Raw genomic sequence first — 25,794 nt, 5'->3', positions numbered from 1 at the left:
CATGCTCTGAAAACCGGGAAAGAGAGACCATCATGCAAGCACGCTTCCACGACGCTTTCACGCAACTGCCTGCGGCGCTGCAAGCCACGCTGGCGCCGATACTGGCGCGTGATGATTTTGCCGCCATGCTGACCGCCGACGATGTCAGCAGCATTTGCGCCCAGAGCCAGCTCGACGCCGACAGTTTGGCTTTCGCCCTGCTGCCGCTGGCCGCCGCCTGCGCGCTGACGCCGGTGTCTCACTTTCACGTCGGCGCGATAGCACAGGGCGTCAGCGGCGCCTTCTACTGGGGCGCCAATATGGAGTTCGACGGCCTGCCGCTGCAACAGACCGTCCACGCCGAGCAAAGCGCCGTCAGCCACGCCTGGCTGCGCGACGAACCGGCGCTGCGGGCGGTGACGGTGAACTACACGCCCTGCGGGCACTGCCGCCAGTTCATGAACGAACTCAATAGCGCGCCCGAACTGCGTATTTGCCTGCCAGGGCGTTCACCCGCGCTGCTCGGCCACTATCTGCCGGATGCGTTTGGCCCGCGCGATCTGGCGATCAACACCCTGTTGATGGATGACATCGATAACGGGTTGACGCTGACGACAGACGATCCCCTGCGCCAGCTGGCGCTGGCGGCGGCCAACCGCAGCCACGCGCCGTACAGTAAAGCATTCAGCGGCATCGCGCTGGAAACCCGCCGCGGTCGCCGTTACGCCGGGCGTTATGCGGAAAACGCCGCGTTCAACCCCAGCCTGCCGCCATTGCAGGCGGCGTTGAATCTGGTCAATCTGGCCAGCGAGCCGTTCAGCGACATTCAACGGGCGGTTTTGGTGGAATCCAGCCATGTGACGCTCAGCCAGTGGAGTCTGGCCCAGCCGTTGCTGGCGTCATTCGGCTGTACCGATCTGTGCCGCGAACCGGCGCACTAAAACATAGCGCGCCGCCATGCGTTCATATGGCGGCGCTGCGTCGATTCGGTGGTGGAAAATTCACACCGTGTGAGTAAGACCGGCCCCCCAACCCCCCTCTTTTTCCAGCAGAAGCGCGATAATATGTGACTTTCCCCACATATTTTTCATATGCAAGTCATCTGTAATTATTTTAATTAACAATCCCTGTACATATTTTTGGGGTACTTTAAGATCCGCGTTATCCTATCGTTTCGTTGGTTCTTCGAACCGATTTCCGCTACCCAAAGAGTCGAAAGTCATGGAATTGGAATACGAAAGTAAACGTCCGCTTTATATCCCTTATGCCGGTCCTATCCTGCTCGAATTTCCCCTGCTGAACAAAGGCAGCGCCTTTACCGAGGCGGAGCGCGCCCAGTTCAACCTGCACGGCCTACTGCCCGAAGCGGTGGAAACCATTGAAGAACAGGCAGAGCGCGCCTGGCGGCAGTATCAGGAATTCAAGAACGACATGGAAAAGCACGTGTACCTGCGTAACATTCAGGACACCAACGAAACCCTGTTCTACCGTCTGCTGGAAAACCACCTGAGCGAAATGATGCCGATCATTTATACGCCGACGGTGGGCGCCGCCTGTGAACACTTCTCCGACATTTACCGCCGTGCCCGCGGCCTGTTTATCTCCTACCCCAACCGCGAGCATATCGACGATATGCTGCAAAACGCCACTAAACAAAACGTAAAAGTCATCGTGGTGACGGACGGCGAGCGTATCCTCGGTCTGGGCGACCAGGGCATCGGCGGTATGGGTATTCCGATCGGTAAACTGTCGCTGTACACCGCCTGCGGCGGCATCAGCCCGGCTTACACCCTGCCGGTGGTGCTGGATGTCGGCACCAACAACCCGCAACTGCTCAACGACCCGCTGTACATGGGCTGGCGTCACCCACGTATTACCGGCGACGAATACTACGAGTTCGTGAACGAATTCATTCAGGCGGTGAAACGCCGCTGGCCGAACGTGCTGCTGCAGTTTGAAGACTTCGCACAGAACAACGCCATGCCGCTGCTGAACCGCTACCGCGACGAAATCTGCAGCTTCAACGACGACATTCAGGGCACCGCCGCCGTAGCGCTGGGCAGCCTGATCGCCGCCAGCCGCGCGGCCGGCAGCCAGCTGCGCGACCAGACCGTAGCCTTCCTCGGCGCCGGTTCCGCCGGTTGCGGCATCGCCGAGCAGATCATCGCCCAAATGAAATCCGAAGGCCTGAGCGATGAAGAAGCCCGCGCCCGCGTATTCATGGTGGACCGTTTTGGCCTGTTGACCGACAAACTGCCGAACCTGCTCGACTTCCAGAGCAAACTGGTGCAGAAAAGCGAAAACCTGGCCAAGTGGGACATCACCAGCGACGCTATCTCGCTGATGGACGTCATGCGCAACGGCAAACCGACCATCCTGATCGGCGTATCCGGCCAGCCCGGCTTGTTCACGGAAGAGATCATCCGTGAAATGCACAGCCACTGCGCCCGTCCGATCGTGATGCCGCTGTCCAACCCGACCTCCCGCGTGGAAGCGCGTCCGGAAGACATCATCCGTTGGACCGACGGCGCGGCGCTGGTAGCGACCGGCAGCCCGTTCGCCCCGGTACAGCACAAAGACAAGGTTTATCCGATCGCGCAGTGCAACAACTCCTACATTTTCCCCGGCATCGGTCTGGGCGTACTGGCCTGTGGCGCCAAGCGCATCACCGACGGCATGCTGATGGCCTCCAGCCGCGCGCTGGCCGACTGCTCGCCGTTGGCAAGCCAGGGCGAAGGTCCGTTGCTGCCGGAAGTCAGCACCATTCAGGAAGTCTCCAAACACATTGCTCTGGAAGTCGCCAAAGCGGCCCAGTTGCAGGGCGTGGCGGAAGTCACATCCGAAGACGCGCTGGTAAAAGCGATTGCCCACAACTTCTGGCAGCCGCAGTACCGCACCTACAAGCGCACCTCTTTCTGATTGCGCTTTCCGATCGCGCTGCGTTCAGCGCGATCGTCGTTTCAAGCGCGGCTCCGGCCGCGTTTTTTTATCCCCTGCTCCTCCGACACGCCTCATTCTCCCGCCCGGCGATTTCTGCCATAATGGCAACCTATAGACACATCAATACCATACCTGTTTTCAATACGATGCCTGTTCTGCCCGCTTAGTGATGCGGCGAACAGACCTGTGGAGCTGTCATGGATACTTCGGGTTTACTCTCTCTGGAACAGGCGCTGCAAACCATGCTGGCGCAGGTTTCACCACTCACCGCCACAGAAACGGTTTCGATTTATCAGGCCGCCGGTCGCATCACGGCGAGCGCGGTAAACTCCCCCCTCGACGTGCCCCCGTTCGACAATTCTGCGATGGACGGCTATGCCGTGCGTTGTCATGAACTGACCGGTCAGCCGTTGCCGGTGGCGGGTAAAGCGTTTGCCGGCGCACCGTTTGACGCCGACTGGCCCGCAGGCAGTTGCATCCGCATCATGACCGGCGCGCCGATTCCTGTCGGCGCCGACGCGGTGGTGATGCAGGAAGACACGGAAAACGATGCCGACGGCCGGGTCCATTTCACCCGCGCGGTCAAACCGGGCCAGAACATCCGCCGCATCGGTGAGGATATCCGCCGTCAAGCGCAGGTGCTGCCAGCCGGCACCCGACTGGGCGCCGCCGAACTGCCGTTGCTGGCGTCGCTTGGCATTGCGACGGTCGAGGTGGTGCGCCGTCTGCGAGTAGCGCTGTTTTCCACCGGCGACGAATTACAGCCGGTCGGCGAACCGTTACAGGCCGGGCAGATTTACGATACCAACCGCTTTACCGTGCGCCTGATGCTGGAACAGCTGGGCTATGAGGTGATCGACCTCGGTATCGTGCGTGACGACCCAGCGGCGCTGCGTCAGGTATTTCGGGAAGCGGATCAGGCGGCTGACGTCGTGATCAGCAGCGGCGGCGTGTCGGTGGGCGAAGCGGACTACACCAAACAGATGCTGGAAACGTTGGGCGATATTCGCTTCTGGAAACTGGCGATCAAACCCGGCAAGCCGTTTGCCTTCGGCAAGTTGAGCCACGCCTGGTTCTGCGGGCTACCGGGCAACCCGGTGTCCGCCGCCGTCACCTTTTACCAACTGGTGCAACCGCTGCTGGCACGGCTGTCCGGTCATACCGGCTGGTCATTGCCGGCGCGTTTTCGGGTTAAGACGGCGACAGCGTTGAAAAAATCGCCCGGTCGACTGGACTTCCAGCGCGGCATTTTGGCCCGCACCGCCGGGGGCGACCTGGAAGTGCGCACCACCGGGCACCAGGGGTCCCACGTGTTCAGTTCATTCAGTCAGGGCAACTGCTTCATCGTGCTGGAAGCCGAGCGCGGCCGGGTGGAAGCGGGCGAATGGGTGGACGTAGAACCGTTTAACGCCTTGTTGCAGAGCCATTACTGATGTTGCCTGAACTGACTGATGAAGAAACCCTGCGCTATAACCGGCAAATCGTCCTGCGCGGATTCGATTTTGATGCGCAGGAGCGCCTGAAAGCCTCACGGGTATTGATCGTCGGGCTGGGCGGACTGGGTTGCGCCGCCGCGCAGTATCTAGCCTCGGCAGGGGTCGGTCGGTTGACCCTGCTGGATTTTGATACCGTTTCATTGTCCAACCTGCAACGTCAGGTGCTGCACCGTGACGATCGTATCGGCATGCCGAAGGTGGAATCCGCCCGCCTGACCTTGCAGGGCATCAATCCGCATGTTCATATCACGCCGGTTCAGGACAATCTGGACGATGACGCGCTGCTGGCGCTGGTGATGCAACACGATGCCGTGGTGGATTGCACCGACAATGTGTCGATTCGCGATCGGCTCAACCGCCTCTGCTTTATGCAAAAAACGCCGCTGGTATCCGGCGCGGCGATTCGGATGGAGGGGCAAATCAGCGTCTTTACCTATCAGCCGGAGGAACCCTGCTACCGCTGTCTCAGCCGTCTGTTTGGCGACGGCGCGCTAACCTGCGTCGAAGCCGGCGTCATGGCGCCGCTGGTCGGCGTAATCGGCTCATTGCAGGCGCTGGAAACCATCAAGCTACTGGCCCGCTATGGGCAGCCGCTGGCCGGTAAACTGCTGCTGTTTGACGCCATGACGATGCAATTTCGTGAGATGCGACTGCCGAAAAATCCGGACTGCGACATCTGCGGGCAAACAAGCTAAGAGCCTATCCCAATAGACGTAATTGGCGCAGCCAGTTTGGACTCGGGCAGCGCGGAGAACCCGGGGCGTACACGCAGTACGTGAGGCGTTCGAGCACTGCCCAGGGCCAAAATGACAAATAAAATAGCCCTGGTGGGATAGGCTCTAAATCCCGCCGGGGATGAAATTGATGTAAGATGACGATGTTCTGATTATCCACAAGGTCGCCGTATCATGACGCAATCCTTAACTATTGAAGAGCGTATTCAGCACTCCATCACCCGGGTCGCCAAAGTGGTCTTCCCCACCAATATCAACCACCATTCGACGCTGTTTGGCGGTACCGCGCTGGCGTGGATGGATGAAATTTCGTTTATTACCGCCACCCGTTTCTGCCATAAACCACTGGTCACCGTTTCCACCGAAAAGATCAACTTCACTACCCCTATCCCGTCGGGCACCATTGTCGAGCTGGTCGGGCAGGTCAGCCGGGTCGGACGCACCAGCCTGACGGTCGATGTATCGGTGTATCTGGAGCAGATGTATGCCGAAGGCCGCACCAAAGTGATTACCGGTCAGTTCAATTTTGTGGCGGTCAATGACGAAGGGCGCCCGATTCCATTATTCTGATCGCCGGCCGCTTTCATTTTTCAATGAATGAGGCAACACTGACGCACTAATGTTTCGTCAACGGTTTCCTCTGGTCGCCGTGGCATCATTAACCTTTTTCTGGCGGGTGAAAATAATGATTTCCGTCTGCATGATAATCAAAAACGAGGCCAGGCATCTTGCCGGTACGCTGGCATCCATCGCCGCCCATTTTGACGATATCGTTATTGTCGATACCGGTTCCACCGATAACTCCAGGGCCATCGCCAGTCAGTTCACAACCAATATCCATGATTTCGAATGGATAGCCGATTTCTCCGCCGCGCGTAATGCATCGCTGGATTATGCCCGTCACGATTGGGTGCTGGTGATCGATGCCGATGAAGAAATCGAATCGATTGATATCGATGCGTTATACGCACTGATAAAAGCACACCCGCAGGCGATCGGGCGCGTGGAGCGCATCAATTATCTGGATGAAGGAAGCGATACCACGACCGTCCGGGAATCGATCAATCGTTTATTTCGCAAAGATCGTTATCATTACAGCGGCATTATTCATGAACAGGTTACGCCGCGGGAAATCAGCGCGCCGCCCGCCCCTTCATTTATAGCCCCGATACGCCTGAATCATGTGGGATACAAAAAAGAAATACTGCAGGAAACCGATAAAATTTCGCGAAACATCACCCTGCTGAAACAAGCGCTTGAAACACAGGCTGACGACCCTTATCTGCTGTTTCAACTGGGAAAAAGTTATTACCTGAAGCGGGACTATCCCTCCTCGATTGACTATTTCCGGCAGGCATTGCGTTTTGAAACCAATTTTACGTACGAATATACCGAAGACCTGGTCGAGACCTATGGTTATGCGCTGATCAATCAGGGCGACTATGCGGCGGCCATGGATATTCTTCAGTATGAATCCCATTTTTCATCTACTGATTTTATGTTTTTAAAAGCATTGATTATGATGAATAATGGTCAGCTTCAAAACGCGGTTGATTTATTTATCCACTGCACAAAGATGCCGCCGGGGAATAAAGAGGGCGTCAATTCCTATAAAGCCAATTATAATATCGGCGTTATTCTGGAATGTGTCGGCATGAAGCAGAAGGCGCTGGAGTTTTATCAAAAATGCGGTAATTACGCGCTGGCGCGTGACGGCATTCAACGGCTGGTTCATTGAAGCGATTTGATACGCCTCCTCTGACATGTTTTTCCAGCGGAGGCGTGTATACCCTAAATAATTCGAGTTGCGGTGAATCCCGATGCGCTTACTCAGGTAAGCGATTCGGATGAACGACAACGCTGCCGGGAGCAGAGTTGAACGCTACTGGCAACGGCCCCAAAGCGGTAAGGCCCAGGGATGGGCCGAGTAATAAAGCCAGCACATCTGCAACGTGACGTACGACGGATATAAAGCCGAATCACTTATTCATATTCTTCATAATCTATTTTAAAACGATGCGGCATCGCTGCATTCTATTAATATCCCTGATCATATTACCGTTATATGGTTACCACAAAGTAACCTAGGCACTTTCAGGTAATTCATTGTTTATGCAAATTTGACGCGATAATATGTCGCCATACCTGAGCAGAATTTATCGTTTTTAAGTTCTGTTTTTATCTGGCCATACTTGAGGAAATGCTATGAGCAAGATTGCAGTTGTCTACTATTCTGGCTACGGTCACACCAAACTTATCGCTGAACTGGTTGCGGAAAGCGCCAAAGCCAGCCTGATCGCTATCGACAGCAATGGCGATATCACCGACGCGGACTGGGAAACACTGAACGCCGCAGACGGCATCATCTTCGGCGCGCCGACCTACATGGGCAACGCCCCCTGGCAGTTCAAGAAATTCGCCGACGCCAGCTCAAAAATCTGGTTTACCCGCGGCTGGCAGGACAAGGTGTTTGGCGGCTTCGTCAACAGCGCCAGCCTGAACGGCGACAAACAAGTGACGCTGATTTATCTGCAGACGCTGGCTGCACAGCACGGCGGCATCTGGGTCAGCCTGGGTCAACTGCCGGCTAACGCGCTGGCTTCCACCCGCAACGACGCCAACAACCTCGGTGGTTCCGGCGGTGCGCTGATTCAGTCTCCGTCCGACGCCGGCGCCGATGCCATTCCGGCTGGCGATCTGGAAACCGCCAAACTCTACGGCGCGCGCGTTGCTGAAATTACCCGTCGCCTGCACGGTTAATCACGCTATACCCTCTGAAATTCACATGCCCGGTTTCCCGGGCATTTTTATTTATCGCCATTCTTTCCCGGCTAATGCCGTTCAGGGCGCGTTTGAATCCAGAACGCATGGATCAGGCCAGGCAGGTAACCCAGCAACGTCAGCACGACATTCAACAGGAATGCCCAGCCAAGACCTTTGCCCAACAAAACCCCAAACGGCGGCAGAATAATGGTGAACAGAATACGCCAGAAACCCATTGGTAACCTCCCTTGCGGCCAGTAATCGGGTTAGATACGCCAGCATAATCGGTTGAATGTCAGTTTCTGATAGCTGTGGGTAAGGTTTTTCATACAGATGAAAAAGCGGACTGAGAATATCAGTCCGCCCGTGTTATTTAGGGATACAGTCAGGTATTACGGCTGTTGATAGGCCAGCTTGTAGTTACCCGCCGCCACGGTTTTAAACGTCACTTTATCGGGATACCAGCGAATTTCCACTTCGGCTTCGGTCTGTTTTTTCCAGGCGGAGACATAATCCACATTCAGATTTAGCGAATCAAGCGACGCCGTATCATTACTGGTATCAGTAATATCAAACGCATAGGCAATAAAAACGCTATCGGTAATGCCGTCAGCACTCGGCGCAATCCAGGTCGACCAGGCGACGCTGTCGATCTTATTCATGACATCCAGTGGCATGCCTTTTGCCAACAGAGTCGTTGCACCGGATGTATCCACCGTCAACTGGCCGATATTTTCCCACTGAGTACCATTCCAGATATACCAGTCTCTTCCATCGTGGCTGACCGCGCCACGCAATTTACCATTGCCTTTTGCGGTATAGCTGGCAGTAATGGCGTTCACTTTTTTGAATGAACTTAGGTTATATCGCGCCTTCGAAACCATAATCTGCGAATACGGCAAATAAGATGTCGTGATCGGTGTTTGTTCTGGTGCAACCACAGTCAACGGCAGCTTGCCATTCAACTGACTTGCATCAATTATGCCGGACTCACGGAAGCCAGAGGCAAAATCCCCCTTACTGGTTGGCGCATTCACCGGTACAAGAACATGATTGACGACGTTAAAATACTCATTACCGGCACGCAATAATACATTTGACGTTCGATACAGGTTCAGCATCGAAATCCCTACAATGATCCCGTCACCATCAGATGAAGTAATATATAAACGGTATTTACTGTACGCAGCAGGCGTACCGATTTTAAATGTCTTCACCTGCGGCAGGGTTTGCCACGTCACATTGCTTTGTACATCCAGATCCGTCCATGTAGAACCGTCATTCGATCCCTGCAATGAAAAATTGGTAGGGCGTGCTGAATCATGCGCCGGGTTTGATGGATAGCCATCATTTCGCACGCCGATCTCATATTCGGTTACAGCGTATGGCTGAGGAAAATCAATCCGCAGCCAGGCAGGCCAATTATTTTTGGCCGAAAACCACGCTTTGTTATTGTCATAATATCCCCCGACCTTGCGGTTAAAAGCCATCCAGGCAAATACACTGGTATCATAGACACTGGATGCCGAGGCAACATACCCGTCAGCGGAGGTATTGGCTGCCATCACCGGAGTAGCATAGCTGATGGAAGAAATCTGAATACTCTTACCGTCAGCCTTGATTTCACGGGAATAGTAATCACCGTCGGCAGCGACAGCATAAGTCTCACCCGAGTAGGGTTTCACCGTACCGTCCCAGACCAACGCTGATGTTTGCTGATAATCATTACGACTGGTTGCATCAAAGCTTTCCAGTACCACCGTCTGATTACTCAAGCCAGCTTCTTCTTTTAGCGCATAAGCTTCAGCACTGTAATCCCATTGGCTATCTGTAGATATCGGGAATGAGAAAACTTGTCCCGTGGTCGCGCCTTGTTGGTTCGACACGGTATAGCCTCTTCCCCCCTGGCCCGAATCGCTTCCCGTCCCGGTTGCGTTGATGGTCAGTTGGTTGTTTCTGTTGTCATATGCCAGAGAAACACCCCGGCCAGCCGCCAGCGTCGCCACAAGTACCTTGCGCACCGCGTCGGTGAAGTCGGTAATTTGCGAGGCAGTATGGGTATGATTAGCAAGGTCGGACTTATGCACCACATCGCTCAATCCAAGATTAGCGACAAACTGGGCTTTATCCGGGATATCCGCACCATTGAGGGTTTTATCCATCATCCGGCTGACGGCGTCGGTCAAATCCGGCAGCGTTTTCACCACCACGTTCTGACCATTGCTGTCCGTCAGGGTCACCTGACCGCGCTCGGTCAGCACCTGTTTCCACTGCGTCAACTGGGATTGATAACCTGCCAGCATCGCCGCAACCTGCGCCACATAGGCGGCGTGATCAAACGTGTCACTGCTGCCAAATGCCGGAATCGCGTAGTGCACGCCATTTGCCGTACAACCACTATATTCGCTGACCAACACCAGCTCAGTATCCGATACCACTGAGGCAATTTCATAAATTTTAATGCTGCAATCAGCAAAAATCAGCAACATGCCGCCGGCAATAACGCCATTATTCTTATCTGTCCAAATCGTATTATTCCCCAGAACAACCTTACTACCAGAAAATAAAGATAAGCTACCTGATTTATACCACATAAATTATGTCCTTTATTCCATAAAACAGTAAAAACCTGCCCAGCACAATGTCAGGATGGAAGTTAACCCAGGATGGAAATTAAATTCACTCGCTGAGGAAATAGTTAGCGAGAAATATCAACCTCCAGTGTCATACGGAACTTTTCGTATTCCACATCGAAGTCGTTATATTCGACGGTTTTATTCGGTTGCAATGCTGAAAGGGCCATTCCGACCTGCTCACGCAAGGCCCGAGCTTCGGCTACCGTATGAGCATAGCAATCTGCCGTGACGGTGACTTTCTGGCTGCTCAGCTGTTGCGAGGTATTGTAATTATTCTCCTGGATCAATGAGAAAAGGATAAACGGACATTTCTGATGAGGTGCATGATAATCGCAACACGGTACGGCATACGCATAAACACGACCATTAGCCAATTTACCCAACAATGGATAGATATCTTCTTCAGTCATTTTAATCGCCTACTTTGATAATAAATAAAATAGATTCTTTCGAAAACCTACCGTTTCGAACATGATCATAATGGCTTTATGACTAGGCTTCTTGCTTTCACTGTTGTGCCGTCAACCAGAAATAACAATTCTGGTCTATTAATATTTATCCCTGTTGAACGATAAAAACTTAAAAAATGACGGCAATCCACGAGATTAGGCCGGTTACCATAAATCAACGCATCAACGATGATAATTCATGATGTAAAAATGGTGATTTCATGACGCTTCTGCCAGAAACATCACCCAATTGAGTGTTAGGCTGTGCCATACGTAATGGCGAGAGAAAAGGAAAAACAACATATCAGGAAGAAAAGGATAATTCAGACAGGAAAAAGACAAAGAACTAAAAGAGGGTTAAGTGGCGGAGAGAGGGGGATTTGAACCCCCGGTAGAGTTGCCCCTACTCCGGTTTTCGAGACCGGTCCGTTCAGCCGCTCCGGCATCTCTCCGTAAAAGTGGTGCCTATAATGCCCTGTTTTATGGCATGTTAACAAGAACAAACCGACGCCTTTGAATTCAAGTGATGACTTAGCGAGCAACACCATGATGAAGTGGCAATGGAAATCCCCTACCCCCGACGCTTTTTCGGACTGGCAGCAGGCGTTGTCAATCCCGCTGTTAACGCCGCTGGCTGAGACTGAACGCCAGCGTATCGTCATACTGGCCAGGCAGTTTCTGCGCCAGAAACGCCTGGTGCCGCTGCAGGGGCTGGCGCTGACTGAGCTAATGGCGCAGCGCATCGCGCTATTGTTTGCGCTCCCGGTGCTGGAGCTGGGTATCGAATGGCTTGACGGCTTTCATGACGTACTGATTCACCCCGAACCTTTTATGGTTGATGGCGAGTGGATGGATGAATTCGGTCTGGTGCATAGCGGCCCCAGCGTACAATCGGGTCAGAGCTGGGATCAGGGACCGATCGTACTGAACTGGCTGGAGATTCAGGATTCGTTCGATCTTTCCGGATTCAATCTGGTTATCCACGAAGTCGCGCACAAACTGGATATGCGCGGCAACGAACGCCCGTCTGGCGTTCCTTCCATGCCGCTGCGTGATGTAGCACGCTGGGAGCAGGTGCTGCATGCCGCGATGGAGGAACTGCGCGAGGAAATAGAGCTGGTGGGCGAAGACGCCGCCAGTATGGACCCTTACGCCGCGACCGATCCAGCGGAGTGCTTCGCCGTGTTGTCCGAGTATTTTTTCAGCGCGCCAGACCTGCTGGCGGAGCGATTCCCGGCGGTATACCAACACTTTTGCGGTTTTTACCGCCAAAGCACGTTGGAACGCTTGCAGCACTGGCAAGCGAGCCATCCACTGGCTGATTTGTCATCAGAATGACGCGGAATCCTACGGATTGTACAGAAGCCAAGCAGTCAGCGCAGAATGTCGATGTTGCCCGTTGACAGCTTACGGGCACCACGGATAAGATGCGCCCCGTTCAAGCGATTCCTCTGTAGTTCAGTCGGTAGAACGGCGGACTGTTAATCCGTATGTCACTGGTTCGAGTCCAGTCAGAGGAGCCAGATTTAGAAAAGCAGATGTCGAAAGGCATCTGCTTTTTGCTTTTCAGACACTCACTCCCCTTCTCATCTATACCCGCCCAGTAAAAACACCCTGTAGCCATTACTCTTATTGGTATCTCTGTTTGCAATGCGCTTATACCAACAGTAAAGAGGAATGCGCGCTGCCTATTATTGATACTAAATAAAACATTGAGCAGGAATACCGCTCACGAGTAGCCTCGTTATAACAACGTTATCTGCTGAATATTAAGATGATGCGATAGCTCGCGCACAATGACCAGATAGCTGATAAAGCCCGTGTCATCCGGGAATTCGCCGTCGTGAAAGGGGCTGCCGGAAATGACATCCGCCACCCGGTTGAACACGTTCTCGATTTGTTGCTGAGTCAGCATGTCGTGGCTGCCGGCGCTGCGGGCTATCTCTTTAAGATAACTGTCGGCAGAAGCAATATGTTGCGCCACCTGACGTAGCGCCGGTGTCGCCTGCAGTTGGTCTTCAATGGTGGCGATCGCCATTTCCACTTCATAAGGCGACGGGATTTTGCGGCGGAAAAACTGGCGGGCAATGGCGCGGTATCCTATCGACAAGGCGATATCGGGGGTAGTAAACCGCACATGCTCTTCGTCGATAGTGAACGAATCATTCATCATCGTGATTCCTGAAACAGGCATTGGATGACCAAAACAATAACGCTGATTAATCGGAAAGGGAAACCATCCCCGCTGGTTTTTGCGGCTTATCCGGCTCTCCGGGGTGAGAGTCGCCTCCCCCACTATCCGCCTTGCGCCGTAATCCGTCTATGTCACGCTTGGGCGGCGCCCCGAAAAGGCGCGTGTACTCACGGCTGAATTGCGACGGGCTCTCATAGCCGACGTCGAAGGCCGCGCTGGCCGCATCCAAATCCTCGTTCAGCATCAGGCGCCGGGCTTCATTCAACCGCAGCCACTTTTGATACTGCAAGGGGCTCATGGCAGTCAGTTGCCGAAAGTAATGATGCAGGCTGGATGTGCTCATCTGCACATAGGCCGCAAGCTCATCAATCCGGAGCGTTGCGGTGTAATTGAGTTTCAGCCAGTCGATAGCCCGGGAGACCCGGTGTCCCTGGCTTCCTACCGACGCGATTTGCCACAGCCGCGCGGCCTGATCGCTCATCAGCAGGCGATAGTGGATTTCCCGCTCGATAAGCGGTGCGAGCACCGGGATCGAGCCGGGCTCATCAAGCAAATCCAGCATCCGCCTGAAGGGTTCAATCAACACCGGCGTGACCGTACCGATACCAATGCCTCTGTCATTTGCCCGCTGCGTGGGCAACGGCAAACCGCCCTGAGCGATCAGCTCCGCCATGATGCGAAGATCGAACTTCATGGACAACCCCAGACAGGGCTTGTCCGGGCTGGCGACGTTCACTTGCGAATTAGCCGGAAGATCCAGCGATGTGATCAGGAAATGCCGGGTGTTATAAGAGTAGGCTTCGCCGCCCACCAGCATTTGTTTTTCGCCCTGAACCACGAGGATAATGCTGGGCTCGACCAAACAGGTGGTCGGCGGCATCGGAGCTTCACGTCGAAAGAGCGTCAGGCTCGGAATCGGGGTGGTACAGTCCGTCTGAGCGGAGGTCCATCGCCCGATAACCTCCGCCATCGCCTCACTCGTCACGCCGACCGCGTCGACGTCGTGTCGTCTTATCTGTTGTTCCTGATTCGGCATACCACGTCTCCAGTCAGTGCCTTTTCGCAGCATATCCTCACGACACGATAGAGCCAATCGACAATCCCGGCAGTTGGAGGATCAGGCAATAAATGCGGAGTATCTGTCTATCGATGGGCTGACAAGATCACGAAAAATGCATCCTGCAAGAACGTTAAGCGGTCAGCGTAATCCCGGTCATCCCTCAGCACGTGTTTTCGCTCCGTTCCGATATATGTCGATTCAGTCCGCTCATCCCTCAGCCTGTGTCCGGCGACAAAATGAGCAACCAGACAGATTCAAAGGATGTAAATATGGAAAACTTCACTTTCTTTAACCCGACCCAAATCGAATTCGGCGTCGGCAAGGAACAACAGATTGGTCAGCATCTGACCGATCATGGCATTAAAAAAGTGCTGCTCTGCTACGGCAGTGAGCGCATCAAACGCAACGGTCTTTTCAACACCGTCAGCCAGAGTCTCTCCGGGCAAGGCATCGAACTGATCGAATGCGGCGGTATCGTCAGTAACCCGGTTATCTCGAAGGTGCGGGAAGGGATTGACCTGGCAAAAGCGCATCAGGTCGACGCCATTCTGAGCGTCGGCGGCGGATCGGTGCTCGACAGCGTCAAGGCGATCGCGGCCGGCGTCCGCTACGACGGCGATGTCTGGGACTTGTTTACCGGCAAAGCCCCCGTCGAGTCGGCGCTGCCGCTGTTCGCCATTCTGACGCTGGCCGCGACCGGCAGCGAAATGAACCCGGGCGCGGTGGTCACCAATGACGAAACCAAAGAGAAGTTCTTTATCTCGTCGCCCGCGCTGTTCCCCAAGGTATCCATCGTCAACCCAGTGCTGATGCAGGACGTACCTCGTGACTATCTGGTGTATTCCGCTTCGGATGTCATCGCTCATTTGATCGAGGTTTATTTCACCGCGACGGTGCATCCCAAGCTGCAATCACGGCTGGTTGAATCCCTGATCAACACGGTCATTGAGACAACCGAGGCGTTGCTTGCTGATGCGACAGACTATAACGCCCGTGCACAGTTCGCGTGGGCCGCGACCTTGGCGCTGAATGGCCTGACCTTTTCCGGCGCAGCGGGCTTTAGCTATCCCAACCACGCCATCGAACACTCGCTTTCCGCGCTGTTCAACGTACCGCATGGCGCCGGCCTGTCGGTGGTGGTCCCGGCCTGGATGAAATGGTACATCGACCGCAACCCGGCGCAGTTCGAACGATTTGCCCGCAACGTATTTGGCGTCGATACCGGCGAGCAAGGCATCGCCACACTGGAAGACTGGTTCAACACCATCGGTACTCCTACGCGTCTGCCACAGCTGGGTATCCAGGAAACCGCTTTGCCGGGCATCGTTGAAAACGTACAGAGCAACGTCCGTGTCTTTGGTATTGCCGACACCTATTCACCGGACGTGGTGACCGCCATTCTGAAGAATGCGTTGTAGCCGTTTAGTTGTGACATCCCCCCTGATAAGGTCAGTGTCCCTTATCAGGGGGTATCCCGTAATCATTCGAGAGATAATCCGCATGAACAGCCTGCTTTCCCGCAATACGTTCATTCAAAACGCTATCGCTATTTGTGTAGCGACAGTATTGACCAGCGTCCAGCCGGTGCTGGCGCAGTCCCCTTCCGCGTCAGCCAATGGCGATGCCCTGCAACTGACTCAGGAATGGGATAAAACGTTTCCGAAAAGCGATAAAGTCGACCAGCGGAAAGTCACTTTCAAAAACCGCTACGGCATTACCCTGGCCGCCGATCTGTATTTGCCAAAAAACCGTGGCAACCAGCGACTGGCAGCGCTTGCGATCAGCGGTCCCTTTGGCGCGGTAAAAGAGCAGTCTTCCGGTCTGTATGCGCAAACCATGGCCGAGCGCGGCTATGTTACGCTGGCCTTCGACCCGTCTTATACCGGCGAAAGCGGCGGAGAGCCTCGCAATGTGGCTTCACCGGATATCAATACCGAAGATTTCAGCGCCGCGGTCGACTTTCTCGGTTTGCAGCCCTTTGTTGATCGCAACCGTATCGGCATTATCGGTATATGCGGTTTCGGCGGCATGGGGCTAAACGCCGCCGCGGTGGACAAACGCATCAAAGCCGTTGTCACCACCAGCATGTATGACATGTCCCGCACCATGGCGAAAGGCCTGAACGATAGCCTGACCAACGCGCAGCGCACCGAAATGCTGGAGCAAATGAGCCAGCAACGCTGGGTTGACGCCCAGAAAGGCACGCCCGCCGCCGGTCCCCGCATTTTGCCGGAGAAACTGGACAGCAACCCCAATCCGATCATCAAGGAGTTTTTTGAGTATTACCGCACACCGCGCGGCTATCACAAGAACTCGCCGAACTCCAATGGCGCCTGGACGGCCACCACGCCGCTATCGTTCATGAATATGCCGCTGCTGACCTATGTCAACGAAATATCGCCGCGCCCGATCCTGCTCATCGCCGGTGAGAATGCGCATTCGCGTTATTTCAGTGAAGATATCTATCAGGCGGCAGCGCAACCGAAGGAACTCATGATTATCAAGGATGCCAACCACGTCGATCTCTACGATCGTCTGGATAAAATTCCGTTTGATAAGATTTCCGATTTCTTCAGCAACAACCTGAAATAAGCAATACGACGGCCATCGGGAGCGAGATGATATTCGTTGCCAGATGGCCTGTCGGCATTTTATATCCGCCATCGCTTATAACCGCACTGGTTTTACTCGTCCAGCGCGGACTGATCGTCGTATTTATCGCGCACAACCACTCCCCCCGCGCAGAAAGCGCATGAAACTACAACCATTTACACCCAAAACAATTTACTTCGTGGTGTTATTGAGGTGTTAAATGTAGTCTGTTAACATAGCGCTGATTTTGAATGAAAATGGTTATCATTATCATTGTTGGGAGAGTGTTATGTTTACGGCCTTTCAGATGCGCAAGACGTGGTTATCCTTCCCGTTTCCCTTTTCTGCTGCTGCGCTATCAGCGGCTCTGCTGGCGCTGCTGTTCGGTTTTTCGCTACCGGCGACGGCAAAACTCAAGGTGGTCACCACATTTACCATCATTCAGGACATCGCCCAACATGTTGCCGGCGATGCCGCTACCGTCGAATCGATCACCAAACCGGGCGCGGAAATCCACGACTACCAGCCCACGCCGCGGGATATCGCCAAAACGCAGTCGGCAAACCTGATTCTGTGGAATGGCCTGAACCTGGAGCGCTGGTTCGGCCGGTTCTTTGAAAACATTCAGGGCGTGCCGTCCGTGGTCGTCAGCGAAGGCGTCGCCCCTATCGCGATCAACGAAGGCCCCTACAACGGCAACCCGAATCCCCACGCCTGGATGTCGCCGAACAATGCATTGATTTACATTGAAAATATCCGGGCGGCGCTGGTGAAATACGACCCAGATAATACGGAAACCTATAACCGCAACGCCAAAAATTACGCCGCGCAAATCATGGCGCTGGATCAACCGCTGCGGGCTCGGCTGAACAATATTCCGGCCGAACACCGCTGGCTGGTGACCAGCGAAGGCGCGTTCAGCTATCTGGCGCGCGACTACGGCCTGAAAGAACTGTATCTGTGGCCGATCAACGCCGACGAACAGGGCACGCCGCAACAGGTTCGCCATGTTATTGATGAAGTGCGCCAGCACCAGATCCCGGTCGTATTCAGTGAAAGCACGGTATCGGACAAACCGGCGCGTCAGATCAGCAAAGAAACCGGCGCGCGCTATGGCGGCGTGCTCTATGTGGATTCACTGTCGACCAAAGACGGCCCGGTTCCCGACTACATTTCGCTGTTGAAAACCACCGTAGACACCATTGCAAAAGGTTTTAACCAATGACCCGGCACGCAGAAGACGCACAGTTGACCGTGCAGGACATCACGGTCACCTACAACAATGGCCACACCGCCATCCATAACGCCAGTTTTCAGCTCCACGGCGGCACCATCTGCGCGCTGGTGGGGGTAAACGGCAGCGGAAAGTCAACGCTGTTCAAAAGCATTATGGGCATCGTCCGCCCCACCACCGGCAGCGTGTCGCTCAACGGGTTGCCCGTCAGGCAGGCGCTTAAAAGCAATCTCATCGCCTATGTGCCCCAGACCGAGGAGGTGGACTGGAACTTCCCGGTGCTGGTTGAAGATGTGGTGATGATGGGGCGCTACGGCAAGATGTCGATGTTTCGCATTCCGTCAGCGGAAGACAAAAAGCAGGTGGCGCTGGCGCTGGAGCGCGTCGGCATGGCGGAACTGCACCAGCGCCAGATTGGCGAGCTGTCCGGCGGGCAAAAGAAGCGGGTGTTTCTGGCGCGCGCGCTGGCGCAGCAGGCGCAAATCATCCTGCTGGACGAACCGTTCACCGGCGTTGATGTGCAGACGGAAAATGCGATTATCAAATTGTTGAAAACGCTGCGCGAAGAGGGCCACCTGATTCTGGTGTCCACCCATAACCTCGGCAGCGTGCCCGAGTTTTGCGATCAGGTGGTGCTGATTAACCGCACCGTGCTGGCGGTCGGCCCGACGGAGAGCACCTTCACCCACCCCAATCTGGAGAAAACCTTCGGCGGCGTGCTGCGTTACCTGCGCCTGTCGGGGCAACAGCTGCATCAGGACGCCGATGCCCGCGAGCTGACGGTGCTGACGGACGATGAACGCCCCGCGGTCTTTTACGGCAAGGGCAGCCTGACGCCGCCCCATCGCTCATCCGCGGATGATGAGGATAAACGCCATGATTGATGCGTTGCTGGCGCCCTTCCAGTATGAATACATGGTCAAAGCCATCCTGATAAGCAGCCTCGTCGGCGGCACCTGCGCCTTTTTGTCCGCCTACCTGATGCTAAAAGGCTGGTCGCTGATGGGCGACGCGCTGTCGCATTCGGTGGTGCCGGGCGTGGCCGGCGCTTATGCGCTGGGGCTGCCCTACGCCGCCGGCGCGTTTTTCGCCGGTATTCTGGCGGCGCTCGCCATGACCTTCATCCGGCATCTGACCCGTATCCGGGAAGATGCGGTGATCGGGTTTATCTTCTCCACGTTTTTTGCCGCCGGGCTGTTGATCATTTCGCTGAATCCGACCGCGGTGAACGTGCAGTCGATCATCTTCGGCAATATTCTGGGCATTGCCGATGAAGACATTTTGCAGGTGGCGCTGATTATCGGTATTTCACTCATCGTGCTGTGTTTTATCTGGAAAGATCTGTTCGTCACCTTTTTTGACGAAATCCACGCCAGAACCATCGGCCTGTCGCCGCTGCGGCTGAAAATCATCTTCTTCACCCTGTTGAGCGCCTGCACCGTCGCCGCACTGCAAACGGTGGGCGCCATTTTGGTGATCGCGATGGTGATTACGCCCGGCGCCACCGCCTGGCTGCTGACCGACCGCTTCCCGCGGCTGGTGCAGATCGCCATTGCGCTCGGTACCGTCACCAGCGGCGTGGGCGCCTGGCTGAGTTTCTTCCTGAACGGCGCCACCGGCGGCATCATCGTTTCACTGCAAACGCTGATGTTCCTGCTGGCGTTTGTCTTCGCGCCCCGCCACGGGTTGCTGGCCGCCCGTCGTCAACGCCGTCTGGCGATGAGGAAATAAGATGGAATGGTTGACCTTGTTAGCCGAACCCTTTGCCTTTCCGTTCATGGTCAAAGCCATGCTGGCGGCGGGCGTGGTCGGCATGGTGTGCGCGGTGCTCTCCTGCTTTATGGTGCTCAAAGGCTGGTCGCTGATGGGGGACGCCGTTTCCCACGCCGTGCTGCCCGGCGTGGTGCTGGCCTGGCTGGCGGGCATTCCGTTGGCGATCGGCGCGTTCGCCTCCGGTTTGTTTTGCGCGCTGGCTACCGGCTATGTGAAGGAGCGTTGCCGCATCAAAGAAGACACGGTGATGGGGATTTTGTTTTCCGGCATGTTCGCCCTCGGTCTGGTGCTGTTTTCACGCGTCAATACCGAGCAGCACCTGAGCCATATCCTGTTCGGCAACGTGCTGGGGATCACCCGCTACGAACTGCAGCAAACGCTGGCGATCAGCCTGTTGGTGCTGGCGGTAATCCTGATTAAATGGCGCGACCTGGTGCTGTACTGCTTTGACGCCACGCAGGCGCAGGTCTGCGGCCTGCCGGTAAAACTGCTGCACTATGGCCTGTTGACCCTGCTGTCGCTGACCATCGTCGCCGCGCTGCAGGCCGTCGGCGTGATTCTGGTGATCGCCATGTTGATCACCCCCGGCATTACCGGGTTTGTGCTGTGCAAACGGTTCAGCGCCATGATGCTGGTGGCGGTAACCAGCGCCACCTTCTCGTCGGTTTTCGGCACCTGGCTCAGCTATTTCCTTGATGGCGCGACCGGGCCGTGCATCGTGCTGATTCAGTCGCTGATTTTTATCATCGCGCAGTGCGCCGCGAAAATGCGAAAACCGCAACACTGACCGGATACGGTTCGCTGGGGCCTGCCAAGCGAGGCTCCGGCAGCAACGGACATCACGTCACGTTGTTCTACAGTCGTAGAAATTGACATCGACAATCCTTCTTCAATAGAGAATTTCTCACCCGATATCAGCCCTGCTGAGATATTTTTACATTGACGAAAATAAATTATTTTCCTTGAAATTATGGCAACGACTTAATTAACGCCTTAACACTCTTTCCTGACTAACAAAAAAATAATAAATTTAAATTTGTCGTTATAAAAAAACACACCTATGCTGATAAATATTAGATTTGATGTAAAAGAATTAAATAATCCAACTTGTAGACTGACAACTAACACATTCGCGGCGTAATAGCATTAGCACTATCAATATCCGAAACAAAAAAGAAAACAACCTAATTATGCATGTTGATGAAAACTCACAACCCATAAATTAAGGAACGTTATCATGTCAATAAAAGTTGATATCACTGCATCATCAGACAACCATCAAACGATAGCCACGGCTACAGGAAATGATATTTCCGTTATCAGCAATGAAGAAAGAGGTACTTTTCAGCTAAACGATCAACAGTTAAAGAGGGCAGTTGAAGTTTATTTTGGCAAAAAACCAAATGACGCATACCTTTCTAGTCCTACGCCCTGGGGGGATTTATATAAGACCTACAATTGGCAGCAGGTTATGAGAACCTTACAGCCGGTAAGCACAAGGGTCATAAGCCAAAACTCAACACCGGTCATTGTTATGGAACAGGATTTTGTTAATAACAGTTCTGTTCCTGCTGTTTATAATGTAAAAATCTCACAAAGTGTTCAGAACACAGTAAAATCCAGCTGGAATACTGGAGGAAAGCTAACTGTAGGTCAGAAAGTTAAGTATGGCATATCCTTTCTGGGAACAGGTGGCGGGGGCGAGTCATCTATATCGTATGAACAGTCGTGGGGAATTGGCGGTGAACAATCTACGACTATAACGTTAGGAACTGAATCCGGCTTGCAGGTTACTCTACAGCCAGGCCAGGCCGTTACGGCAGAGCTGGTCGCATCCAGAGGATCGATGAAAGTTCAGGTAGATTATCAGGCGTCTCTTTCTGGAATCAGTGCGGTTAATTATAACCCCACCTATAAAGACCATCATTTTTGGGGACTTCCCATCACTCAGATCATGAGAAGTTCAAACATAAGTAATGCGATAGTTTCATCTGAAATAATCGATATCGGATTTTACGCTGATTCAAAAGTTATTCTTCGCGACAAAAATACCGGTGGAGTTTTCAGAACATTTAATCTTTTCGACAAACACACCGACTAGCATTAACTGAAGATCATACATTTACCCCCCATTATTTCGTGTTCCACTAGGGGGGTATTATGTTGAAAGCTTAATCCTTATATTTACATTTAACGATCACATTTCAGTATTTTCATTTTCTTGTAAATTTCACAGCAACACCCACCAGGTGATGAAACCACCGTAACACCCGTCCAGATATCGGGATCCGGCAGGTTAAGTAAAATAGGTTTGAACACGGCAGCCACAATCCGACACTCAGCCAGTTATGCACGATAGTCATACTGAATTAATTGCAGGATGCAACCTAACTCCCCTTTTACCACGCATTGCAGGTACAATTCCCTACCCGTTACCCCATTTACATCTGCGCGCTATCACGCAATGAGTCCGATATGTTAAAAGACGGCGACATCACGTTCCGCAAGCTTGAGATTTTCAAGACGTTCATGGAGAGCGGCACCATCACCCGCACCGCCGAACTCCTCGGGCTCAGCGGCGTCAGCGTACATCGAGCGCTGCATACGCTGGAGGAAGGGGTACGCTGCCCGTTGTTTATCCATAAAGGGCGCAATCTGGTGGCGCTGCCGGCGGCGCATACGCTGCTGGAGTACAGTCAGGAAGCGATGTTGCTGATGGAACGGGGGCTGGAGGAAACCCGCAAGACCGCGGGGGTTGGTCAGGGGCGCTTGCGCATCGGGACACTGTATTCGCTGACGCTGGAAACGGTGCCGCGCCTGATTATGGGCATCAAGCTGCGCCGTCCGGATCTGGAGCTGGATTTAACCATGGGGTCGAATCAGCGCCTGCTCGCCATGCTGGATGATCAACAGTTGGACGCGATTCTTATCTCGCTCTCCGACAGCAACATCGACCGTAACCAGTTGGAATTCCTGCCGCTGTTTGAGGATGACATCTGTCTGGCGGCGCCGGCCGCTGCGAAGCTGGATACTCGTCAGCCGGCCGACCTGCGTGATTTCCATCACCAGCGGTTCGTTTCGCTGTCCGAAGGGTTCGCCACCTATGCCGGTTTTCAGGAAGCGTTTCATATCGCCGGGTTCGAGCCGGAGATCGTCACGCGGGTGGACGACATTTTCTCCATGCTGAGTCTGGTGCAGGCCGGCGTCGGCTTTACCCTCATCCCCGAGCGGATGAAAAAAGTGTACGAGAACGATGTACAGTTGCTGAAACTGGCGCCGCCCTACCAAATGCGCCAGCTCATCGCCATCGTGTTCGCCCGCAACCGCGAGCATGACCCGAATTTGCTGGCGCTGGTGGCGGAAGGCCGCATGTACGCCCGCGGCCTGAACGCTACCCCTGCGCCCTAAGCTGGCCGGCGCGGTGGACCACCACATCGATGCCGCTGCGCTCCAGAGCAAACGCCTCGCCACGGCTAAACGCCTGCTTCGCCAGACAGGTCAACACGCCGCCCGGCGGCATCTCAATCGCCAGCCGCACATCGCGCTCTTCAGCCGCAATCATCGCCTCATGCCAGCGCACGGTGCGCGCCATGTTTAGCGCCAGGTCGTCCGCGATGCGTTCCGGCTGCCAGATTGCCCGGGCGGAACTGCCGCTCAGGTAGCCGCATTGCGGCGGCGACAGTTGCAGCGAAGCAAACGCCGCCGCCAGCTGTCTGGCGGGCGCATCCAGCAACGCACAATGCGACGGCACGCTGACCCGCAGGCGCTGCGCCCGGCTGGCGCCGCGTTGCAGCGCCCGTTCCGCCACCTGCGCCATGTTCTCGTCGCTGCCCGCAATCACGATTTGCCGCTCGGCGTTCAGGTTGGCGAGATACGCGCCGCTGTCAACCAGCAACGCCTCCACCTCCGACTGGCTCAACCCCATGATGGCGGTGAGCCCATACCCTTGCGGATAGGCTTGCTCCATCAGGTCGCCGCGCAGCGCCACCAGCCGTAACGCATCGTCAAAACGCAGCACACCGGCGATCACCGCCGCCGGAAACGCGCCAATCGACAGGCCGCTGACCATATCCGGCATCACGCCGCGCGCCATCAGCGCTCTGGCCCAGCCAACGCCCGTGATCAGCAGGCACAGCTGTACCGCGCGGGTATGGCGCAGCGCCTGCGGGCTATCCAACTGGCGAACCTCGTCGCCCAACACCGCCGCCGCTTCATCCATCACCCCGGTGTCGGCTGGCAGCGACTGCAACATACCGGCATGCTGCGCCCCCTGTCCGGGGAAGGTAAACAGAATCTTCATCTCACCACTCCATTGCCCACGGGTCGCTGACCCGCCGCGGCCCGCGCTCGGTTTTCAACAGCGCCTGCCCGTCTCTCAACCACTCAGCCAGCGCGAAACCGCCGTTGGGCGTTTCCACTTGCGTGTCGGCTCGACACAACCCCGACGACAATTGCCGTTGCCAGTCCCGCAGGGCTTCCAGGTCCGGTGCACGAGGCGCGCGAATCAGCAGGTCCAGGTCGCTGTCGGCATGCAGCACCGGCATCTGCGTCGCCAACGCGTATCCCGTACTGCCGGTTACCCCCCACTGCCACGGCCAGTGCTGCTGCGCCAGTTGAATCGCGACCTGCACCGGCGGTTGCGACACAAACGGCGATGCCAGCAGTGCGGGCAGCTCACCCAGCATTTCCGGGGTCGCCGCGCGTACAATATGCGCCGCCGCCACCCACCCGGCAGCGCGCTGGTCCCGGCGCATGCCGCGCACCCCGACCGGAATACGCCCGGCCGGGTCAACGTCACGCCGCACCACCACCGGCAAAGCCGGTCGCCATTGGCTGTCCACCCAGGGCGCGTCGATACCTTCCAGCGCCTCGCGGGACGCCAGCCATAACAGATCGTGCGGACGTGTCGTTACCATGCTTTAGATTCCTGATGTCAACGTAATAAATAGCGGCAGCGACAGGATACAGAGTACCGAGCTTAACAGCAGCACCGCTTCCGCATCCGGCGACTGCACGCCAAACCGGTTACCGAAAACCACGCCGAAAAAGCCGGCGGACAGAGCAATCATCAGAATCGCGGTGATCGCCACCGCGCCGTGCAGCCCCAACATCAGCACCACCGCCCACGCCAGCGCCGGTTGTACCAGCAGCTTGGCCAGCACCGCGGTGGTGACCACGCGGTTAAGCTTCAACTGGCGCGCCGAAAGAATAACGCCGGTCAGGAACAATGCGGTCGCCGTGGCGGATAGCCCCAGCGGCTTGATCGCCGCCAGCAGCAGTTCCGGCATGCGAATACCAATGGCGGACAGCACCACGCCCAGCAACGGCCCCAGCACAATCGGCTTTTTCACCGACCGCCACATCAGCACCGGCAGCATCGCCAGCGTAGAGGTCTGGCTGCCGCCTGACGCCCGCGCTTTTTCGCGTTCCAGGATCAGCAAACAGAACGGCGTCATCAGCACCGAACCACAGGCGATGGACACCGCCACCGACAGTGAGGTAGACGAACCGTCGCCCAGCACGCTGCCAAGAATCGGCAGGCCGAGCGCCGCATAGTTGGGCAGCGCCACGGTGAGCGTCAGCACCGCTGCGTCCTGCGGCGTTTTATGAAACAGCTTGACGGCCAGAAAATAAATGGCCGCATAGGTTACCCACATCGCCAGCGTCAGCACCACGATCAGCGGAGCCTGCTGGACAATGCCGGACCAGGGCGTTTGCACCGTGGCGCTGAACAACGCCGCCGGCAGCGCAAAATCCATGACGAAAATATTGAGCAGGGCAACGTTCTTGTTATCCACCATTTTGGCTTTGCCAGCCCAGAACCCCAGCAGCATGATGATAAAAATCGGCGCGAGGGCATGAACAATTACATAAGTCATATCGTATTCACCTGTAATAAAAGAGCATGAGTTCCAGCGCGATGGTTAGGCCGTGCCCCGCTATT

24 protein-coding genes and 2 tRNA genes are annotated in these 25,794 nt (G+C 55.2%); 17 read left to right on the top strand and 9 right to left on the bottom strand.

Features of this window, described 5'->3' with window-relative positions; genetic code table 11:
• The first annotated feature begins 32 nt into the window (after positions 1-32).
• The 7 genes from cdd (at position 33) to CVE23_RS08910 (ending at position 7,909) form a co-directional block, all read left to right on the top strand.
• On the top strand, positions 33-920 hold the full coding sequence (gene cdd, locus CVE23_RS08945; protein ID WP_100849357.1) for a cytidine deaminase: 888 nt from the start codon (positions 33-35) through the stop codon (positions 918-920).
• A 280-nt stretch (positions 921-1,200) separates the two neighbouring features.
• Positions 1,201-2,898: an NAD-dependent malic enzyme gene (locus tag CVE23_RS08940; RefSeq protein WP_049854302.1), complete on the top strand. Its 1,698-nt coding sequence runs from the start codon at positions 1,201-1,203 to the stop codon at positions 2,896-2,898.
• Between the two features lie 218 nt (positions 2,899-3,116).
• Complete coding sequence (moeA, locus tag CVE23_RS08935) at positions 3,117-4,352, top strand: molybdopterin molybdotransferase MoeA (protein ID WP_100849356.1); 1,236 nt, start codon at positions 3,117-3,119, stop codon at positions 4,350-4,352.
• On the top strand, positions 4,352-5,110 hold the full coding sequence (moeB, locus tag CVE23_RS08930) for a molybdopterin-synthase adenylyltransferase MoeB (protein ID WP_100849355.1): 759 nt from the start codon (positions 4,352-4,354) through the stop codon (positions 5,108-5,110). The genes moeA and moeB overlap by 1 nt, the downstream gene beginning before the upstream one ends.
• A 213-nt stretch (positions 5,111-5,323) precedes the next feature.
• A complete protein-coding gene (locus CVE23_RS08920) occupies positions 5,324-5,719 on the top strand; it encodes an acyl-CoA thioesterase (protein WP_038918682.1) in 396 nt (131 codons plus the stop codon).
• Between the two features lie 115 nt (positions 5,720-5,834).
• On the top strand, positions 5,835-6,887 hold the full coding sequence (locus CVE23_RS08915; RefSeq protein ID WP_100850442.1) for a glycosyltransferase: 1,053 nt from the start codon (positions 5,835-5,837) through the stop codon (positions 6,885-6,887).
• A gap of 467 nt (positions 6,888-7,354) precedes the next feature.
• Positions 7,355-7,909 (top strand): flavodoxin family protein, encoded by a 555-nt coding sequence (locus tag CVE23_RS08910; RefSeq protein WP_038659899.1) that lies wholly within the window; start codon positions 7,355-7,357, stop codon positions 7,907-7,909.
• Positions 7,910-7,980: 71 nt separating this feature from the next.
• Here CVE23_RS08910 and CVE23_RS08905 read toward each other — a convergent pair whose 3' ends face one another.
• From CVE23_RS08905 to CVE23_RS08890, 4 genes are all read right to left on the bottom strand, one after another.
• Positions 7,981-8,148 carry a YqaE/Pmp3 family membrane protein gene (locus CVE23_RS08905; protein ID WP_038918679.1) on the bottom strand — a complete coding sequence of 56 codons (168 nt, stop codon included), beginning with the start codon at positions 8,146-8,148 and terminating at the stop codon, positions 7,981-7,983.
• A gap of 156 nt (positions 8,149-8,304) precedes the next feature.
• Positions 8,305-10,506 carry a discoidin domain-containing protein gene (locus CVE23_RS08900; RefSeq protein WP_100849353.1) on the bottom strand — a complete coding sequence of 734 codons (2,202 nt, stop codon included), beginning with the start codon at positions 10,504-10,506 and terminating at the stop codon, positions 8,305-8,307.
• Between the two features lie 104 nt (positions 10,507-10,610).
• Positions 10,611-10,958: a DUF3168 domain-containing protein gene (locus tag CVE23_RS08895; protein ID WP_038918678.1), complete on the bottom strand. Its 348-nt coding sequence runs from the start codon at positions 10,956-10,958 to the stop codon at positions 10,611-10,613.
• A gap of 401 nt (positions 10,959-11,359) precedes the next feature.
• A tRNA-Ser gene (locus CVE23_RS08890) sits at positions 11,360-11,449 on the bottom strand.
• Between the two features lie 94 nt (positions 11,450-11,543).
• Here CVE23_RS08890 and mtfA point away from each other — a divergent pair.
• Positions 11,544-12,335 (top strand): DgsA anti-repressor MtfA, encoded by a 792-nt coding sequence (gene mtfA, locus CVE23_RS08885; protein ID WP_100849352.1) that lies wholly within the window; start codon positions 11,544-11,546, stop codon positions 12,333-12,335.
• 109 nt (positions 12,336-12,444) lie between these two features.
• Positions 12,445-12,520, top strand: a tRNA-Asn gene (locus CVE23_RS08880).
• A gap of 221 nt (positions 12,521-12,741) precedes the next feature.
• Here the strand turns inward: CVE23_RS08880 and CVE23_RS08875 are convergent.
• Together CVE23_RS08875 and CVE23_RS08870 are read right to left on the bottom strand one after the other, a co-directional pair.
• Entirely contained in the window at positions 12,742-13,170 is a 429-nt protein-coding gene (locus CVE23_RS08875) for a hypothetical protein (RefSeq protein WP_072093575.1), read from the bottom strand.
• A gap of 46 nt (positions 13,171-13,216) precedes the next feature.
• Entirely contained in the window at positions 13,217-14,161 is a 945-nt protein-coding gene (locus tag CVE23_RS08870) for an AraC family transcriptional regulator (protein WP_373287771.1), read from the bottom strand.
• 359 nt (positions 14,162-14,520) lie between these two features.
• Here CVE23_RS08870 and CVE23_RS08865 point away from each other — a divergent pair, with 359 nt between their 5' ends.
• The 8 genes from CVE23_RS08865 to CVE23_RS08830 all read left to right on the top strand — a co-directional run bounded on the left by CVE23_RS08865 (position 14,521) and on the right by CVE23_RS08830 (position 23,258).
• On the top strand, positions 14,521-15,669 hold the full coding sequence (locus CVE23_RS08865; RefSeq protein WP_100849350.1) for an iron-containing alcohol dehydrogenase: 1,149 nt from the start codon (positions 14,521-14,523) through the stop codon (positions 15,667-15,669).
• Positions 15,670-15,751: 82 nt separating this feature from the next.
• Positions 15,752-16,843, top strand: coding sequence for an alpha/beta hydrolase (locus CVE23_RS08860; RefSeq protein WP_038918646.1), 1,092 nt, complete (start codon positions 15,752-15,754; stop codon positions 16,841-16,843).
• 289 nt (positions 16,844-17,132) lie between these two features.
• Entirely contained in the window at positions 17,133-18,068 is a 936-nt protein-coding gene (locus CVE23_RS08855) for a metal ABC transporter substrate-binding protein (protein ID WP_373287763.1), read from the top strand.
• Positions 18,065-18,961 (top strand): manganese/iron ABC transporter ATP-binding protein, encoded by an 897-nt coding sequence (locus CVE23_RS08850; RefSeq protein ID WP_038918644.1) that lies wholly within the window; start codon positions 18,065-18,067, stop codon positions 18,959-18,961. The genes CVE23_RS08855 and CVE23_RS08850 overlap by 4 nt, the downstream gene beginning before the upstream one ends.
• Entirely contained in the window at positions 18,954-19,808 is an 855-nt protein-coding gene (locus tag CVE23_RS08845) for a metal ABC transporter permease (protein WP_038918643.1), read from the top strand. Before CVE23_RS08850 ends, CVE23_RS08845 begins: the two co-directional genes overlap by 8 nt.
• 1 nt (position 19,809) lies before the next feature.
• A complete protein-coding gene (locus CVE23_RS08840) occupies positions 19,810-20,637 on the top strand; it encodes a metal ABC transporter permease (protein ID WP_100849349.1) in 828 nt (275 codons plus the stop codon).
• A 450-nt stretch (positions 20,638-21,087) separates the two neighbouring features.
• Positions 21,088-21,951, top strand: a complete 864-nt coding sequence (locus CVE23_RS08835; protein WP_038918640.1) for an ETX/MTX2 family pore-forming toxin — start codon at positions 21,088-21,090, stop codon at positions 21,949-21,951.
• A 374-nt stretch (positions 21,952-22,325) separates the two neighbouring features.
• Positions 22,326-23,258, top strand: coding sequence for a LysR substrate-binding domain-containing protein (locus tag CVE23_RS08830; RefSeq protein ID WP_049855229.1), 933 nt, complete (start codon positions 22,326-22,328; stop codon positions 23,256-23,258).
• Here the strand turns inward: CVE23_RS08830 and mdcH are convergent.
• Genes mdcH through CVE23_RS08815 form a run of 3 tightly spaced genes read right to left on the bottom strand, consistent with a single transcriptional unit; the run spans position 23,242 to position 25,729 of the window.
• Positions 23,242-24,150 carry a malonate decarboxylase subunit epsilon gene (mdcH, locus tag CVE23_RS08825; RefSeq protein WP_049855215.1) on the bottom strand — a complete coding sequence of 303 codons (909 nt, stop codon included), beginning with the start codon at positions 24,148-24,150 and terminating at the stop codon, positions 23,242-23,244. The genes CVE23_RS08830 and mdcH overlap by 17 nt on opposite strands.
• A gap of 1 nt (position 24,151) precedes the next feature.
• Positions 24,152-24,766: a malonate decarboxylase holo-ACP synthase gene (locus tag CVE23_RS08820; RefSeq protein WP_049855214.1), complete on the bottom strand. Its 615-nt coding sequence runs from the start codon at positions 24,764-24,766 to the stop codon at positions 24,152-24,154.
• Positions 24,767-24,769: 3 nt separating this feature from the next.
• Positions 24,770-25,729, bottom strand: a complete 960-nt coding sequence (locus CVE23_RS08815) for an AEC family transporter (protein WP_038918637.1) — start codon at positions 25,727-25,729, stop codon at positions 24,770-24,772.
• Positions 25,730-25,794 lie beyond the last annotated feature (65 nt).

It is taken from the genome of Dickeya fangzhongdai (assembly GCF_002812485.1).
Taxonomy (GTDB): domain Bacteria; phylum Pseudomonadota; class Gammaproteobacteria; order Enterobacterales; family Enterobacteriaceae; genus Dickeya; species Dickeya fangzhongdai.
The sequence above is the reverse complement of the archived record's forward strand: the minus strand, read 5'-3'. Positions and strand labels throughout refer to the sequence as shown.

Coding starts and splice junctions, on each gene's coding strand:
- cdd (WP_100849357.1), top strand. CDS start 33: ATGCAAGCACGCTTCCACGACGCTTTCACGCAACTGCCTGCGGCGCTG.
- CVE23_RS08940 (WP_049854302.1), top strand. CDS start 1,201: ATGGAATTGGAATACGAAAGTAAACGTCCGCTTTATATCCCTTATGCC.
- moeA (WP_100849356.1), top strand. CDS start 3,117: ATGGATACTTCGGGTTTACTCTCTCTGGAACAGGCGCTGCAAACCATG.
- moeB (WP_100849355.1), top strand. CDS start 4,352: ATGTTGCCTGAACTGACTGATGAAGAAACCCTGCGCTATAACCGGCAA.
- CVE23_RS08920 (WP_038918682.1), top strand. CDS start 5,324: ATGACGCAATCCTTAACTATTGAAGAGCGTATTCAGCACTCCATCACC.
- CVE23_RS08915 (WP_100850442.1), top strand. CDS start 5,835: ATGATTTCCGTCTGCATGATAATCAAAAACGAGGCCAGGCATCTTGCC.
- CVE23_RS08910 (WP_038659899.1), top strand. CDS start 7,355: ATGAGCAAGATTGCAGTTGTCTACTATTCTGGCTACGGTCACACCAAA.
- CVE23_RS08905 (WP_038918679.1), bottom strand. CDS start 8,148: ATGGGTTTCTGGCGTATTCTGTTCACCATTATTCTGCCGCCGTTTGGG.
- CVE23_RS08900 (WP_100849353.1), bottom strand. CDS start 10,506: ATGTGGTATAAATCAGGTAGCTTATCTTTATTTTCTGGTAGTAAGGTT.
- CVE23_RS08895 (WP_038918678.1), bottom strand. CDS start 10,958: ATGACTGAAGAAGATATCTATCCATTGTTGGGTAAATTGGCTAATGGT.
- mtfA (WP_100849352.1), top strand. CDS start 11,544: ATGATGAAGTGGCAATGGAAATCCCCTACCCCCGACGCTTTTTCGGAC.
- CVE23_RS08875 (WP_072093575.1), bottom strand. CDS start 13,170: ATGATGAATGATTCGTTCACTATCGACGAAGAGCATGTGCGGTTTACT.
- CVE23_RS08870 (WP_373287771.1), bottom strand. CDS start 14,161: ATGGCGGAGGTTATCGGGCGATGGACCTCCGCTCAGACGGACTGTACC.
- CVE23_RS08865 (WP_100849350.1), top strand. CDS start 14,521: ATGGAAAACTTCACTTTCTTTAACCCGACCCAAATCGAATTCGGCGTC.
- CVE23_RS08860 (WP_038918646.1), top strand. CDS start 15,752: ATGAACAGCCTGCTTTCCCGCAATACGTTCATTCAAAACGCTATCGCT.
- CVE23_RS08855 (WP_373287763.1), top strand. CDS start 17,133: ATGTTTACGGCCTTTCAGATGCGCAAGACGTGGTTATCCTTCCCGTTT.
- CVE23_RS08850 (WP_038918644.1), top strand. CDS start 18,065: ATGACCCGGCACGCAGAAGACGCACAGTTGACCGTGCAGGACATCACG.
- CVE23_RS08845 (WP_038918643.1), top strand. CDS start 18,954: ATGATTGATGCGTTGCTGGCGCCCTTCCAGTATGAATACATGGTCAAA.
- CVE23_RS08840 (WP_100849349.1), top strand. CDS start 19,810: ATGGAATGGTTGACCTTGTTAGCCGAACCCTTTGCCTTTCCGTTCATG.
- CVE23_RS08835 (WP_038918640.1), top strand. CDS start 21,088: ATGTCAATAAAAGTTGATATCACTGCATCATCAGACAACCATCAAACG.
- CVE23_RS08830 (WP_049855229.1), top strand. CDS start 22,326: ATGTTAAAAGACGGCGACATCACGTTCCGCAAGCTTGAGATTTTCAAG.
- mdcH (WP_049855215.1), bottom strand. CDS start 24,150: ATGAAGATTCTGTTTACCTTCCCCGGACAGGGGGCGCAGCATGCCGGT.
- CVE23_RS08820 (WP_049855214.1), bottom strand. CDS start 24,766: ATGGTAACGACACGTCCGCACGATCTGTTATGGCTGGCGTCCCGCGAG.
- CVE23_RS08815 (WP_038918637.1), bottom strand. CDS start 25,729: ATGACTTATGTAATTGTTCATGCCCTCGCGCCGATTTTTATCATCATG.